The organism is Roseovarius sp. MBR-6 (assembly GCF_040547525.1).
GTDB lineage: Bacteria > Pseudomonadota > Alphaproteobacteria > Rhodobacterales > Rhodobacteraceae > Roseovarius.
In genome coordinates, this window is record NZ_JBEPPW010000016.1 from 13,981 (window position 1) to 28,439 (window position 14,459).

Genomic DNA, 14,459 nt, shown 5'->3' on the forward strand with positions numbered 1-14,459 from the left:
TGCAGTCCAGCCCTGCCGCATCGCGTCACCGTTGATGCTGACGAAGTTAAGTGCCCGTCCGACCAATTTCAACAACATTCGCGGGTGATACCCGACACTTGTGGTCGATGATCGTCGAGATCAGATTGGCGACCTTGCGCTGCCGTTCGACGGGCACCATGCCGTAAAGACCAAGGTTCTTGGTGTCGCCGTCTGTCAGGGCATGGCCGCACAGCCACCGCAACACCATCTCGCGGGTTTCAACATCCTGGGACGCGACATTCCACAGGTGCCGCAACGTTCCCTCGGTCGTCAGCTCCAGGCGATCCAGGGCGTCGAGGGGGCCGCGTGCATCACCGACTATGCGACGGCTTGGAAAGACCCAATCGCAGTCGTCCATCTTGATCTCGTGCAGGCGGCGGAACATGTCGTGGACGCGCGCGGACATCGCGATCAGCCGCTTGCCTTTCACCTTCTTGAGTCCCGTGCTGACCAGCATCGTGCCCGCGTGCATGTCGATGTCTGACCAAAGCAGCCCGCGCACCATGCGGCCCCGCATCCCGGTGTGCCACTTGACCATCCAGGCAAGGCGCTTGTGCTCGTTCTCCACCTGCTCGATCTCGGCCCAGCGGTCGGCCCAGGGGAGGTCATAGTCGACGTCCATCTGACCCATCTGCGGGTTCTTTTCGAGTTTGGGGCGCAGCAGGGCCTTGTTGATCAACCGCTCCGCCCGCGCATAAGTCATGGACAAGACGACGTTGACCTTGTGGGCGGCGAACGGGTGCGCGATGGCGAGTGCATCGAGCAAGGCGTTGACGTCTTGGACGGCGATGTCGGTCACCTTCAGGTCGTGGAAGCGTTCGAGCTTCTGGAACGATGAGCGGTAGCCTTTCTCTGTCTCGTCCGTGATCGGGCCCCCGAAGGCTGCGGCACGATTGCGCCGCTTGTGCATCTCCGCCTCGAACGCGTCGCGCAGCGTCGGGATGCCCGCCTGCTCGACCACCGTCTCGGCCTTCGTGCGAACCTTGCCCTCCTTGATGTCGCGAACGACCAAGCCGACCTGATCCTTCGCCCATGCGCAATGCGTGCCCTTGGGGGCCCACTGGGCAAGTTTGGTCTGGCGGGTCTTCTGGGAGGCTGGGTCCCACTTCACCGCGTACCAAGTCTTGACGCCGCCGGGCGTCACGCAGAGGCGCAGGCCCTTGCACGTCGGGTCCGAGAACCACGTCGTCTTGTCGGCGGAAAGGGTGCGGAGGTTCGTGTCGGTGAACTTGATCTGAGGCATGTCGCGATCCTTGCAATAGCGGTTTCGTTGCAAGGTTCACGATACGTTCTAATGTGGCGAAACCAAACCGAGAATTGGTCAAGTGCCTTATTTCATTGAGGTTTGTTGGTGTAACCCCACCGAGTGTTGGTGGGATTCTGTCATTACGAATGAAGTGCTCTACCAGCCGAGCCATTGGGGCCACGCGATGCCCCGTTTAAACGACGAAGCGCCGACGTGCAACAGCAATTGAACGCCGTCACCGGCTCTGCTACCTCTTTGTCATGGCAGACAATAACCGTGGACGAGACACAGGCAAGCTGCGGTTTACGCCCCTCAGGCGCGTGACCCTGCAACCATGTCCGAAGCGGAGGCCGCAGTGCCATCGGGTTCAAAAGAGATGATATCGAAACCGGCGCCATCGTCCTCCAAGGCGACATGAACGACTTTGTCTGCAAGATCAGGCAATCAGGACCGTCTTGCCCCTCGTCGCATCATCCCAAGCCAGCGCGGCGATTGCCGTTGACTTGTCGATCTGGTGCGAGGCGACGCGGCAGAGCATCGCGTCATGCGGATCGTTCGCGGGGTCATCGGTCAGGCCCCGCCGCCCGCTCCATGAGGTCAAACTTCGTGCGAGCGGGCCGGGCAGATCGTCCGGGGTGTGGAAAGTCTTGATCGTGTGGCCCTCGCGTTCCGTGGCACCTCCGCCACGCGCCCCACAGCCGCCTCGCCCGTGACAGGCCGGAACACCCTTGCCCACCATCCGCCAGACGTCGCCCACTGGAACTGCCCCAACTTCCACGTTAAACGGGGCGCGACGCAGGACAAGGGCACAGGCAGGATGGCACGGCATCTCATCACCTCGGCGATTCCCTATATCAACGGGATCAAGCATCTGGGCAACCTGGTGGGCAGCCAGCTTCCCGCTGATCTCTACGCCCGCTACTGCCGCGCGCGGGGGCATGAGGTGCTGTTTCTCTGCGCCACGGATGAGCATGGCACGCCGGCCGAGCTGGCCGCCGCCAAGGCGGGCAAGCCGGTGGCCGACTATTGCGCCGAAATGCACAGCGTTCAGGCACGGATCGCAGAGGGCTTCCGCCTCAGCTTCGATCATTTCGGGCGCTCCTCCTCGCCGCAAAACCACCGGCTGACCCAACATTTCGCCAAGCGCCTGCATGAGGAGGGCCTCATCCGCGAGGTGTCGGAGACGCAGATGTATTCGCCCACCGACGGGCGCTTTCTGCCCGACCGATACATCGAGGGCACCTGCCCCAATTGCGGGTTCGACTCTGCGCGCGGCGACCAATGCGACAACTGCACCAAGCAGCTCGATCCGGTTGACCTGATCAACCCCCGCTCGGTCATCTCGGGGGCCACCGATCTGGAAATGCGCGAAACCAAGCATCTTTACCTGTGCCAGTCGCAGATGAAGGACGAGCTCGAGGCGTGGATTGATTCCAAGACCGACTGGCCGGTCCTCACCACCTCGATTGCCAGGAAATGGCTCAACGATGGCGACGGGCTTCAGGATCGCGGCATCACCCGCGACCTTGACTGGGGCATCCCGGTCAAGCGCGGCGACGAGGACTGGCCGGGGATGGAGGGCAAGGTGTTCTATGTCTGGTTCGACGCCCCCATCGAATATATCGCCTGTGCGCAGGAATGGGTCGAGGCGGGCAAGGGCGCGGATTGGGAACGCTGGTGGCGCACCGACAAGGGCGCGAATGATGTCCGCTACACGCAATTCATGGGCAAGGACAACGTGCCCTTTCACACGCTCGGCTTTCCCGCCACGATCCTTGGGTCGCGCGAGCCGTGGAAGCTGGTGGATTACATCAAGTCCTTCAATTACCTCAATTATGACGGCGGCCAGTTCAGCACCTCGCGCGGGCGCGGCGTGTTCATGGATCAGGCGCTCGAGATCCTGCCCGCCGATTACTGGCGCTGGTGGCTCCTGAGCCACGCGCCCGAAAGCTCGGATTCCGAGTTCACATGGGAGAATTTCCAGGCATCGGTGAACAAGGACCTCGCCGATGTTCTGGGCAATTTCGTTTCCCGCGTGACCAAGTTCTGCCGCTCGAAATTCGGCGAGGCGGTGCCCGAGGGCGGATCATACGGCCCACAGGAAGAGGCGCTGATCGCCCGCCTGACAACCCGCATCCGCGAATATGAGGCGCATATGGAGGCGATGGAGGTGCGCAAATCCGCCGCCGCCCTGCGCGCCATATGGGTCGAGGGCAACGAATACCTGCAAGAGGCAGCCCCCTGGTCCACATTCAAGACCGATCCCGGACAGGCCGCCATGCAAATCCGCCTCGCGCTCAACCTGATACGGCTTTATGCGGTGCTTTCAGCGCCGTTCATCCCCGACGCCGCCGCGTCGATGCTGGCCGCGATGCACACGCCGGAGGGGGGCTGGCCCGGCGACGCGGCCACGGCGCTGGAGGCGCTCAAACCCGGCCACGCCTTCGAGGTGCCAGAGGTGCTCTTTGCCAAGATCACCGACGAGCAGCGCGAGGATTGGGAGGTGCGGTTCGCGGGCGTGAGGGGGTGAGGCCGCACGACGGGGCGACCGGGCGACGGCGGTAGCAGCGCGCCGGAATTCCCCTCTCCACGTTCGGGATCATGGCTCTGTTGGCCTTGCGCGCGCTCTCCCAACCGTCTAGGCCGCGCGACGCATTGCACGAGATAAGCGGGAAGTTCAATCGCCTGCACGCTCTTGGGTCCGCCCGGGAAAGGCGAATGAGGCCAGCGCGCTGGATCGGGGCTTGTGGAACTGGCAGGGCCATAGTGGGGCCAAGACAGAGAGAAGTGGCGCGCCAAGGCGCGCCTCGATTCCGCGCAAGGGGACCTTGCCGTCAACGTCCCCTCAACGCCAAAACCGCCCCCCCCCTCGCACAGCGCCTCGCCCCGGAGGCGACCTAGCGCCTGTCGCGGCTGCGTCCGGTGAGCCGTCCGATCAGGAACGAGGTGCGCGGCGACCAGACATAGGCGGTGCGGGTTTCGGCGCCGGGTCGCTTCCACATCCGCCAGAATCCGAACACCACCAGCGCCCCGTGGCCCATGGCGATCATGTAGAACATGGCAGGCGGGCCGTAGGCCTCTATCAGCGTCGAGGCCATGAGCGGCGCGGCGATGGCCCCCACGGCAAAGAAGAACATGAGCGCGGCCGAAAGCTCCACCCGCTCGGAGGCGTCGGCGAAATCATGGGCATGGGCCGCAGAGATCGAATAGATCGGAAACGTTGTCATGCCGAAGAAGAAGGCCGTGGCCAGAATGCCGGGGGTGCCCAGCCCCTCGATGGTCGCGGTCGTGAGGCACGACAGGATCGCCGCGAGCGAGAGGCCGATGAGCACCCGGCGGCGGTCATGGCGATCCGCCAGCCAGCCCACCGGATATTGCGCCACCGCGCCCCCCAGCACGAAGATGGCCAGAAACCCCGCGATCTGGTCGATGGCAAGGCCGACCTGCTGGCCATAGAGCGGCCCGACCATGCGGAAGGACGCACTCGACAGTGCCGCCACCAGCACCCCCGCCGTGGCGAGCGGCGAGCAGGCGACAAGCAGCATCGGGCGCAGGCGCGGGGCCTCGGGCGTCTCTGGCTCGCGCAGGCGCGACAGGGTGAGCGGCAAAAGCGCCGCGCAACACAGCATGGCCAGCAGGTTGTAGGAGACATAGGCGGCCGGCGTCAGCACCGAGATGATCAGTTGCGCCGCCAGAGACGCCCCCATATCCACCACCCGGTAGACCCCCATGGTGCGCCCGCGCGTCTCGTTGGTGACCTTGGCCTGCAACCAGGCCTCGATCACCGTGTAGCACCCCGCCACGCACAGCCCCGACGCCACCCGCATCAGCGCCCAGGCATAGGGGTTCGTCACCATCATATGCGCCAGAAGGCCGATGGCACCCGCAGCGGTGAAGGCGGCGAAGGCGCGTGAGTGCCCGATCGAGCCCATGAGGCGCGGCGCGAACCAGCACCCGATGAAGAAGCCCACGAAATGGGCCGATCCAAGCAGGCCGATCTCGGTGGTGGTAAAGCCCAGAACGATCCCCGAGAGCGCATCGAGCGGCCCGACGCCGCCGGTCGAGAGTTGCAGGAGCACGACCGACAGGAAAAGCGCGGTGAAGGAGATGAGAAGGCGCATGGTAGGCCCAGCATCGCAGGACCGGGCGCGGCGAACCATACGTTTTCGACATGATCGCGTCGGATTCGGCAAAGGGCCGGGATTGCCGGGCGGGGTGGGGGCACCCTCGCCCCCGTGCGCCCGGTCATCCCCGGGCAGGCGGGGATCTCCTGCCGGCAGGAGACCCTCGGGTCAGGCCCAAGGGTGACGGGCGACGGCAAAGGCTGATGTCGGCGCGTGGCGCGCTCAGAGCATGGCCTTGACCTTGGCGGCCACCGCTTCGGCCGTGATGCCGAATTTCTCGTAGAGCACTTCGGCCGGGGCGGAGGCGCCAAAATCGTGCATTCCCACGAAATCGCCCTTCTCGCGGCGGCCGCGCTCGCCATAAAGCCAGCGGTCCCAGCCAAAGCGGATACCCGCCTCGATGGCCACGCGCACCGGGCCCGCAGGCAGGACGCGGCGGCGATAGCTGTCATCCTGCTCCTCGAAAAGCTCCCAGCAGGGCATGGAGACGACGCGCGTGCCGATGCCCTCGGCCTGCAACAGATCGCGCGCCGTCATGGCAATCTCGACCTCCGAGCCGGTGGCCATGAGGATCGCCTGACGCTTGCCTTCCGCATCGGCCAGAACATAGGCCCCTTGCGCGGTGAGGTTCTTCGCCTTGTGCTCGCGCCGCAGCGTCGGCAGGTTCTGGCGCGTGAGCGACAGGACCGACGGCGTTTCCCTCGTGCTGAACGCCAGTTCCCACGCCTCGGCGGTCTCGACCGTGTCGCAGGGGCGGAACACCCATGTGTTGGGCGTGGCGCGGCTGATCGCCAGATGCTCGACCGGCTGGTGGGTCGGGCCATCCTCGCCCAGACCGATGCTGTCATGGGTCATGACAAAAACGGTGGGGATTTTCATCAGCGCGGCCAGACGCATCGCGGGGCGGGCATAATCGGTAAAGCACATGAAGGTGCCGCCATAGGGGCGGATGCCGCCGTGCAGCGCCATGCCGTTCATCGCCGCCGCCATGCCATGTTCGCGGATGCCCCAATGGATATAGCGGCCCTTGCGGTTATCCACGTCAAAGACGCTCATATCGCCCGAGCGGGTGTTGTTGGAACCCGACAGATCCGCCGAGCCGCCAATGGTCTCGGGCAGGATCGGGTTCACGATCTCGAGCACCATCTCGCTCGATTTGCGGGTGGCAACCTTGGGGGCCTCCTCGCTGATCTGCTTCTTGAGCGCCTTGATCCGGGCCGAGAGCTTGGCCGGCACCTCGCGGGCGAAGATGCGCGCGATTTCGGCCTTCTTGGGCGAGGCGGCAAGCCGTGCCTGCCAGTCGGCATGGGCCGCGGCCCCGCGACGGCCGATGGCCTCCCATGCCGATTTCACCTCTGTGGGGATCTCGAAGGGGCCATGGGGCCAGCCATAGGCATCCTTGGCCGCCTGAAGCTGTGCGGCATCGGTCAGCGCGCCATGGCCCTTGGAGGTGTCCTGCGCCGCGTGGCCAAGCGCGATATGGGTCTTGCAGGCGATCATCGTGGGCAGATCGCTCTTTTTGGCGGCTGTCAGGGCGGCGTCGATGGCAACCGGATCGTGCCCGTCGATCTCGATCACCTCCCATCCGCTCGCGCGGAAACGCGCGACCTGGTCGGTGCGGTCCGCCAGATCAACGGTGCCGTCGATGGTGATGTTGTTGTTGTCCCAAAGGACAATCAGGCGCGACAACTGGTGCCGCCCGGCAAGGCCGATCGCCTCCTGGCTGACACCCTCCATCAGGCAGCCGTCGCCGGCGATCACGTAAGTATGGTGATCCATCAGTTTCGCGCCGAAGCGCGCGCGCAAGGATTCCTCGGCCATGGCAAAGCCGACGGCGTTGGAGATGCCCTGACCGAGCGGGCCGGTGGTGGTCTCGATGCCCTTGGCATGGCCGTATTCCGGGTGGCCCGCCGTCCGGGCACCCCATTGGCGGAAATTGCGGATTTCCTCAATCGTCATGTCGGCATAGCCGGTCAGATGCAAGAGCGAGTAAAGCAGCATCGAACCATGGCCCGCCGACAGGATGAACCGGTCACGATCCGGCCAGTCGGGGTTGGCCGCGTCGAATTTCAGGTGCTTCTCGTAGAGCACGGTGGCGGCGTCGGCCATGCCCATGGGCATGCCGGAATGGCCGGAATTGGCGGCGGCGACCGCGTCGAGCGTGAGCGCGCGGATGGCGGTGGCCTTCATCCAGTGATCGGGGTGCGCTTGGCGCAGGGCGGCGATGTCCAAGGGGAGCGTCCTTTGAGTGTGGCTGCGATTGCCCCGCTCAATATCAGCCCGACCGGGAAGATCAAGCGCGGGCCCCCCGATGGGGGGCGCATTCGGCGTGTTTACGGGCTAGACTTGCACAAAATCGGGCTGCCTGTTGATTCGTCGCAGCTTTGGTTTCAAAAAAACAAGGCAGGAAAGCGAGGGATCGGGAAGATGAGCCAGATCGACGACTTGCAGGCGCGCATCATGGAGGCGCTCGACCGTATCGGGCGCGGGGTCGAGGCGCGCGCGGCAATGGACGACACAGAGCAGGGCGGCGCGCCAGAGGCTGCGCTGTCGGAGGCCGAAACCCGCGCAAGCGCCGCCGAGGACGCGAAATCCGAGGCTGTGGCCCGCGCCGAGGCGGCGGAGCAGGCAAAAGCGGATGCGCTCGCCCGCGCGGACGCCGCCGAGAGCGCGCTTGCCGAGGCCGTTTCCCGCGCCGAGGCGGCTGAGGGTGCGAAGGCCGAGGCCGAGGCCCGCGCAGCGGCGTCCGAGGCGGCGCGCAGAGAGGCAGAGGCCCTTGTGACGGCGGCTGAAGAGGCCAGGACCGAGGCTGAAGCGCGCGCAGATGCGGCAGAGGCGGCAGAGGCGGCGAGGGCCGCCGCCGCGCGCGAGGGCGGCGTCGATGTCGCGGCGCTGCAAGAGGCGCTCGAGGAGGAAAAGCTCGCCAATGCGCAGCTTGAAGAGCGGGTGAAAGTGCTCCACGCGCGGCTGGCCGAGACAGAGACCGTTACGACAGGTGAGGGCGACGCGCAGAGCGAGGCGTTACGCAAGCTCGACGCCGATCTGCAATCGCTGCGCAAGGCCAATGACCAGTTGCGCGAGAGCAACGCGGCCCTGCGCGCGGCCCACGAGGCGGGCGTGGCCGAGCCGCACCTGATCAACAAGGCGATGATGGCCGAGCTAGAGGCGCTGCGCGCGGTGCGCGCGGCGGACCGGGACGAGGTGGCGCTTGTGCTCTCGGAGATCGACCGCGCCGTGGCCGGTGCCGAGGCCGATGACCAGACGGAGGACGCATGATGGCCGAAGTGACGATTGAAATCGGCGGGCGCGCCTTCGAGGTGGCCTGTCAGGCGGGCGAAGAGCCGTATCTGCTGAGTGCGGCGAAGATGCTCGACGAGGAGGCGTCTGTTCTGGCCGCGCAGATCGGGCGCATCCCCGAGGCGCGGATGCTGCTGATGGCGGGGCTGATGCTGGCCGACAAGACCGCCAATCTTCAGGACCGGCTTGCGCAGGCCGAGGCGGAGTTGGCCGGACTTCGCGGCGCGCCCGCGCCCGAGGCCGAGCGGGTGGAGGTGCCGGTGGTGCCCGCCGCCGTCGTGGACACGCTGGCCGAGATCGCCGCCCGCGCCGAGGCTCTGGCCGACACGCTCGATCCGGCAGAGGCGCGCTAGGCCGTGCTGCGCCTCGCCGCGCTTGTCGTTCTGGCGCTTTCGGTGGCGCTTGTCGCGTTCATCCGGCTGGCGCCCTCGGACCCGGCGCGCTGGCACCAGATGCCCGGCACGATCACCAGCCGCGATCTGGAAGGGGGCGCGATGCGCCGGGTGGCGGGCGATCTGGCCGCGCTCGATGCGATTGCCCGCGCCACGCCGCGCACACGGGTTCTGGCGGGCTCGGTTGCCGAGGGGATGATCACCTATGTGACGCGCTCGCGCCTCATGGGTTTTCCCGATTACACGACGGTGAGGCAATCCGGCGAGATGCTGGAGATTTTCGCGCGGCTGCGGTTCGGGCGCTCAGATCTGGGCGTGAACGCCGCCCGTATCGACGGCTGGCTGGGGCGTCTCGCCGAGGCCCGATGACAGGCAGCCATCGCTGACCTTGCGCCATATGGGCACGTTGAGCGACATGCCGCACTTGGCCATGAACATCCGGCCATCGACGCGCAGGCAGATCATCTCGCCCATCTCGACCCGCGCGCCCTGGGTGTCGGTGCAATAGCATTCCACCGTCTTGCCGCCGATGGTGGCATCGGGAAGCGCGGGCGTGGCCGCGAGCAGCAGAAGGGGCAAAAGCACTTTCATGCGGCAAGTATAGCAGCGAATGTGGCCTTGACCAAGTCACGATGATGGGACAGAGGATCGCCCCCATGGTGCCCCTGGACAGATTGCAGCAGATCGCCGAACGCTTCGAGTATCTCGAGGCGCAGATGACGGCGGGCGGGGGCGACATCGCGCGTCTGGGGCGCGAATATGCCGAATTGCGCCCCGTGGTCGCGGAAATCCGCGCCTACCGGCAGGCATTGCGCGATCTGGACGCGGCGCGGGCGTTGCTCGATGATCCCGAGATGCGCGAACTGGCCGTGGGCGAGGTGGCCGACATCGAGGCGCGTCTGCCCGGGATGGAGCGCGCGCTTCACCTCGCGCTTTTGCCGCGTGACGTTGCCGATGCCCGGCCCGCCATCCTCGAGATCCGGCCCGGCACGGGGGGCGAGGAGGCGGCGCTTTTCGCCGCGGACCTCATGCGCATGTATCAGCGCCACGCCGAGGCGCATGGCTGGGCCTTCGAGGTGATCGAGGAGCAGACAAGCGAACTGGGCGGCATCCGCGAGTTGGTGGCGCGGGTGCGCGGCGAGGGGGTCTTTGCGCGGCTCAAGTTCGAATCGGGCGTCCACCGGGTGCAGCGCGTCCCCGAGACCGAATCGGGCGGGCGCATCCATACCTCTGCCGCCACCGTGGCGGTTCTGCCCGAGGCGGAGGCGGTCGATATCCGCATTGATCCGAACGATCTGCGCATCGATACGATGCGATCCTCGGGCGCGGGCGGGCAGCATGTCAACACCACCGATTCGGCCGTGCGGATCACCCATATCCCCACCGGCCTTGTGGTCACGAGCAGCCAGAAATCCCAACACCGCAACCGCGACATCGCCATGGAGGTGTTGCGCGCGCGGCTTTTCGACATGGAGCGGCAGAAGGCGCATGGCGACCGCGCGGCGGAGCGCGCGGCGCAGGTGGGATCCGGCGACCGGTCCGAGCGCATCCGCACCTATAATTTCCCGCAAGGGCGGGTGACGGATCACCGGATCGGCCTCACGCTCTACAAGCTCGATCAGGTGATGCAGGGCGATCTGGACGAGCTGACCGAGGCGTTGACGGCGGATGCGCAGGCGCGGCTTCTGGCCGAGATGACATGACCGGGGCCGAGGCGCTCCGCGCGGCCGTGCGCAGGCTGGAGGCCGCGGGAATCGATGGCGCGGGGGGGGATGCGCGCGCGCTTCTGGCCGAGGCGATGGGGGTGGCGCGCGACCGGCTCACGCTGCATCTCGGCGATGAGATGGGGGGCGGGGCCACGGCGCGGTTCGAGGCGATGCTGGCGCGGCGCGCGGGCCGGGAGCCGGTGGCGCGGATCCTCGGGCGGCGGCTCTTCTGGGGCCGGGAGTTTACCGTCACGCCCGATGTGCTCGACCCGCGCCCCGAGACCGAATGCCTGATCGCGGCGGCGCTGGAGGGAGCCGCGCCCGCGCGGCTGATTGATCTGGGCACGGGAACGGGCTGCATCGCGGTGACGCTGCTGGCCGAGTGGCCCGGCGCGCAGGGCGTGGCGAGCGATCTGTCACCCGCCGCGCTCGCCGTTGCGCGGGCCAATGCGGCGCGGCACGGGGTGGCGGCGCGGCTCGATCTGGTGGAAAGCGACTGGTTCGCCGGAATCGACGGGCGGTTCGATCTGGTCGTGTCCAACCCGCCCTATATCTCCGAGGCCGAGATGGCGGGGCTGGCCCCCGAGGTGCGCGGCCACGATCCCCACATGTCGCTTGGCGATGGCGGTGATGGCCTCTCGGCCTATCGGGCGCTGGCGGATGGCGCACGCGCGCATCTGGTGCCGGGGGGGCGGATCCTTGTGGAAATCGGCTGGCGACAGGGCGCGGCGGTGGCCGGGATTTTCGCCGCTGCGGGGCTGACAGGCATCCGCGTGATGCCCGATCTCGACGGGCGGGACCGGGTGGTGGGCGCTCACCTGCCCGACAAAACCGCGTGAGAGTGGCGAAAAACCGCGCTGCGCGCCGGGAGTCGCGCGCTTTTCGCTTGTCAGGGGGCGGACCGCGTGGTTAGTGGGGACATCGCGCAGGCGGAGGCCCTGACCGGCATCCCGCGCGAGGATCAAGCCAAGACATGTCCGACCCGGCATATTTTCGCGCAACCGCGCATCGCCCGGATCAAGCGGCACTCAGACCACAAGGCTGGACTACATACATATGAGACCAACGAAGTCACGTTCGCGCAACAAGTCGAACAACCGCAACCGCACCGTCGGCAATGTCATCAACCGGGTGTTCGACAGTTCCGGCCCCGAGGGCAAGGTGCGCGGCACGCCGCAGCAGATCATCGACAAGTTCAACCAGCTTGCCCGGGACGCACAGCTTTCCGGCGACCGCGTGGCGACCGAGAACTTCCAGCAGCACGCCGAGCATTATCAGCGGATGCTGAACGAGGCGGCGCGCGAGCAGGAAGCGCGGCGCGAGGAGCACGAGCGCCAGAACCGCGACCGCCAGAATGACCGGGACCGGGGCCAGAGCGGCAATGGCGGGCAGGGCGGCAATGGCGGGCAGGGCGGCCAGGCTGGCCATGGCGGGCAGGGCGAACGCCCGGACCCCGCACAGGCCCCGCAGCCCGATATTTTCGCGCCTGTGACCGGCGAGGAGAGCGGCCTTGTCGAGACGCCCGAGAGCCGCAACGAGACGCGACCCGCCGAGGCGCCGGAGGCATCGCCGGTGAAAAAAACCACGCGCCGACCACGCACCCGCAAGCCCAAGCCGGAAAACGGCAACGGCAATGACGGTGGCAATCAAGGTGGCAATGACGGCGGACCGGAGCAGTCTTCCGGTCCGGCGGAAGCGGCCGAGTAACCGGTTCGCGCGGCTGATCGCAGATGACCGACCCGCAGCCTCGCCAGCCCGTCTTTGTGCTTGTGCGCCCGCAGATGGGCGAGAATATCGGTGCCGCCGCGCGGGCAATGTGGAATTTCGGCCTTGACCGGATGCGCCTTGTGGCACCCCGCGACGGCTGGCCCAATCCGGCAGCGGGTGCCATGGCCAGCGGGGCGGGGCGGCTGCTGGATGAGGCCGGTCTCTTTGGTGATCTGGGCGATGCGGTTGCCGATTGCTCTTACGTGATGGCCACGACCGCGCGCACACGCGGCCTGACCAAGCCTGTCTTTTCCCCCGAACACGCCATGGCCGAGGCCGCCCGCCGTATAGCGGAGGGCGAGCGGGTGGCGGTGCTTTTCGGGCCAGAGCGCGCGGGGCTGGAAAACGAGGATGTGGCGCGCGCCAACGTGCTCATCTCCGTGCCGGTCAATCCCGACTTTCCCAGCCTCAACCTTGCGCAATGCGTGCTGCTCTGCGGCTATGACTGGCGGCGCGTCACCACCGAGGTTGTGGCCGCGCGCGTGGACATGGCCGGTGCCGACTGGGCCGATCTGACCGAAATTGACCGGCTGGCCGCACATTACGAGGAGCGGCTTGACGCGGCGGGGTTCTTTTTCCCCGAGAACAAGGCGGCGCGGATGAAACTGAACCTGCGCAATCTCTGGAGCCGGATGCCTCTGACGCGCGCCGATGTGCGGATCCTGCACGGCATCATGCGGCAGATGGTCCGGTGGGCCGGGCGTGGTTGAAGGCGTGGGGCGCGCGGCCTAATCTCTGGCGCGATCAGGAACGAGGCGGAACATGGCCAAAAAACGCAGCATTTTCGAGGAGGTGGGCGAGGCGCGCGCCCCCGGGCCCGTGCCGCAAGGCGGGCTCATCGACACAGGGCGTCGCGGCGCGCGGCGGGGTATCCGGCTCTGGCTCATGGGGCTCTTCGCCTTGGTGGTGGTGATGATCGCGGTCGGGGGGCTGACGCGGCTGACCGATAGCGGTCTCTCGATCACCGAATGGCGGCCCGTCACGGGCGCGCTGCCGCCCATGTCCGAGGCGCACTGGCAGGTGGAATTCGACAAGTATCGCGCCATTCCGCAATATGAATTGCTCAACAAGGGCATGACCCTGGCGGAATTCAAATTCATCTACTGGTGGGAATGGGGCCACCGGCAACTGGGCCGCGTGATCGGCCTTGTCTGGGCAATCGGCTTTTTCGGCTTCCTCGTCGCGTGGCAGATTCCGCGCGGCTGGACCGGGCGGCTCTTGCTTCTGGGGGCGCTTGGCGGCGCGCAGGGGGCAATCGGCTGGTGGATGGTGTCCTCGGGGTTGCAGGGCGAGATGATCGCGGTGGCCTCCTACCGGCTGGCCACGCATCTGGGGCTTGCCTTTGTGATCCTCGGCCTTATCGCCTGGTATGTCTTTTCGCTTGGCCGCGAGGAGCGCGAATTGATGCAGGCGCGGCGCGGGCGCGAGGACCGGCTGTTCCGTCTCTCCACCGGGTTCATGCATTTCGCCTTGTTGCAGATCCTCATCGGCGCGTTGGTGGCCGGGATCGACGCAGGCCGCACCTATACCGACTGGCCGCTGATGGCCGGGGGCTTTTTGCCACCCGACATGATGGAATTGAAGCCCTGGTGGCGCAACCTCTTCGAGAACCCCGGCACGGTGCAGTTCATTCACCGGATGAGCGGCTATCTGCTCCTGGCTTTCGGGATCGTGGTCTGGCTGCGGGGACGGCGCAGCGCGCATGGCACCACGCGCGGGGCATTCAATGCCGTCTTTGCCGTTCTGCTGTTGCAAATGCTGCTGGGAATCATGACGGTGCTTTACATTGCGCCCTGGCAACTGGCGATCACGCATCAATTCGTGGCGGTCGTGCTTTGGGTGCTTGTCCTGCGCGCGCGATTCCTGAGCCTTTATCCGCGCGCGCAATCCATCCGGGGGGGATGAC

The 14,459-nt window shown here is 66.5% G+C and carries 14 protein-coding genes; 9 read left to right on the forward strand and 5 right to left on the reverse strand.

What is annotated here, in order from left to right; genetic code table 11:
• Window positions 1-46 precede the first annotated feature (46 nt).
• Both ABIE57_RS16335 and ABIE57_RS16340 read right to left on the reverse strand, forming a co-directional pair.
• A complete protein-coding gene (locus ABIE57_RS16335) occupies window positions 47-1,264 on the reverse strand; it encodes a tyrosine-type recombinase/integrase (RefSeq protein WP_354540094.1) in 1,218 nt (405 codons plus the stop codon).
• A gap of 439 nt (window positions 1,265-1,703) precedes the next feature.
• A complete protein-coding gene (locus tag ABIE57_RS16340; RefSeq protein WP_354540095.1) occupies window positions 1,704-2,024 on the reverse strand; it encodes a hypothetical protein in 321 nt (106 codons plus the stop codon).
• Between the two features lie 60 nt (window positions 2,025-2,084).
• On the opposite strand from ABIE57_RS16340, the gene metG reads away from it, so the two are divergent.
• The gene (gene metG, locus ABIE57_RS16345; RefSeq protein ID WP_354540096.1) at window positions 2,085-3,797 is read left to right on the forward strand and encodes a methionine--tRNA ligase; all 1,713 of its coding nucleotides are present in this window, start codon (window positions 2,085-2,087) and stop codon (window positions 3,795-3,797) included.
• Window positions 3,798-4,164: 367 nt separating this feature from the next.
• Here metG and ABIE57_RS16350 read toward each other — a convergent pair whose 3' ends face one another.
• Window positions 4,165-5,388: an MFS transporter gene (locus ABIE57_RS16350; protein WP_354540097.1), complete on the reverse strand. Its 1,224-nt coding sequence runs from the start codon at window positions 5,386-5,388 to the stop codon at window positions 4,165-4,167.
• 225 nt (window positions 5,389-5,613) lie between these two features.
• On the reverse strand, window positions 5,614-7,623 hold the full coding sequence (gene tkt / locus ABIE57_RS16355; protein ID WP_354540098.1) for a transketolase: 2,010 nt from the start codon (window positions 7,621-7,623) through the stop codon (window positions 5,614-5,616).
• A 195-nt stretch (window positions 7,624-7,818) separates the two neighbouring features.
• Between tkt and ABIE57_RS16360 the strand changes: the two genes are divergently transcribed.
• Genes ABIE57_RS16360 through ABIE57_RS16370 form a run of 3 tightly spaced genes read left to right on the forward strand, consistent with a single transcriptional unit; the run spans window position 7,819 to window position 9,449 of the window.
• On the forward strand, window positions 7,819-8,667 hold the full coding sequence (locus ABIE57_RS16360) for a hypothetical protein (protein WP_354540099.1): 849 nt from the start codon (window positions 7,819-7,821) through the stop codon (window positions 8,665-8,667).
• The gene (locus tag ABIE57_RS16365; RefSeq protein ID WP_354540150.1) at window positions 8,667-9,041 is read left to right on the forward strand and encodes a cell division protein ZapA; all 375 of its coding nucleotides are present in this window, start codon (window positions 8,667-8,669) and stop codon (window positions 9,039-9,041) included. The genes ABIE57_RS16360 and ABIE57_RS16365 overlap by 1 nt, the downstream gene beginning before the upstream one ends.
• 6 nt (window positions 9,042-9,047) lie before the next feature.
• Complete coding sequence (locus ABIE57_RS16370) at window positions 9,048-9,449, forward strand: DUF1499 domain-containing protein (RefSeq protein WP_354540151.1); 402 nt, start codon at window positions 9,048-9,050, stop codon at window positions 9,447-9,449.
• Here ABIE57_RS16370 and ABIE57_RS16375 read toward each other — a convergent pair.
• Window positions 9,384-9,671, reverse strand: a complete 288-nt coding sequence (locus ABIE57_RS16375; RefSeq protein WP_354540100.1) for a hypothetical protein — start codon at window positions 9,669-9,671, stop codon at window positions 9,384-9,386. The genes ABIE57_RS16370 and ABIE57_RS16375 overlap by 66 nt on opposite strands.
• Window positions 9,672-9,736: 65 nt before the next feature.
• On the opposite strand from ABIE57_RS16375, the gene prfA reads away from it, so the two are divergent.
• The 5 genes from prfA to ctaA all read left to right on the forward strand — a co-directional run bounded on the left by prfA (window position 9,737) and on the right by ctaA (window position 14,458).
• On the forward strand, window positions 9,737-10,783 hold the full coding sequence (gene prfA, locus ABIE57_RS16380; RefSeq protein ID WP_354540101.1) for a peptide chain release factor 1: 1,047 nt from the start codon (window positions 9,737-9,739) through the stop codon (window positions 10,781-10,783).
• The gene (gene prmC / locus ABIE57_RS16385) at window positions 10,780-11,625 is read left to right on the forward strand and encodes a peptide chain release factor N(5)-glutamine methyltransferase (RefSeq protein ID WP_354540102.1); all 846 of its coding nucleotides are present in this window, start codon (window positions 10,780-10,782) and stop codon (window positions 11,623-11,625) included. The genes prfA and prmC overlap by 4 nt, the downstream gene beginning before the upstream one ends.
• 217 nt (window positions 11,626-11,842) lie before the next feature.
• On the forward strand, window positions 11,843-12,493 hold the full coding sequence (locus tag ABIE57_RS16390) for a DUF4167 domain-containing protein (protein WP_354540103.1): 651 nt from the start codon (window positions 11,843-11,845) through the stop codon (window positions 12,491-12,493).
• Window positions 12,494-12,516: 23 nt separating this feature from the next.
• Window positions 12,517-13,263 carry an RNA methyltransferase gene (locus tag ABIE57_RS16395; RefSeq protein WP_354540104.1) on the forward strand — a complete coding sequence of 249 codons (747 nt, stop codon included), beginning with the start codon at window positions 12,517-12,519 and terminating at the stop codon, window positions 13,261-13,263.
• 52 nt (window positions 13,264-13,315) lie between these two features.
• Complete coding sequence (ctaA, locus tag ABIE57_RS16400) at window positions 13,316-14,458, forward strand: heme A synthase (RefSeq protein ID WP_354540105.1); 1,143 nt, start codon at window positions 13,316-13,318, stop codon at window positions 14,456-14,458.
• The last annotated feature ends 1 nt before the right edge of the window (window position 14,459 follow it).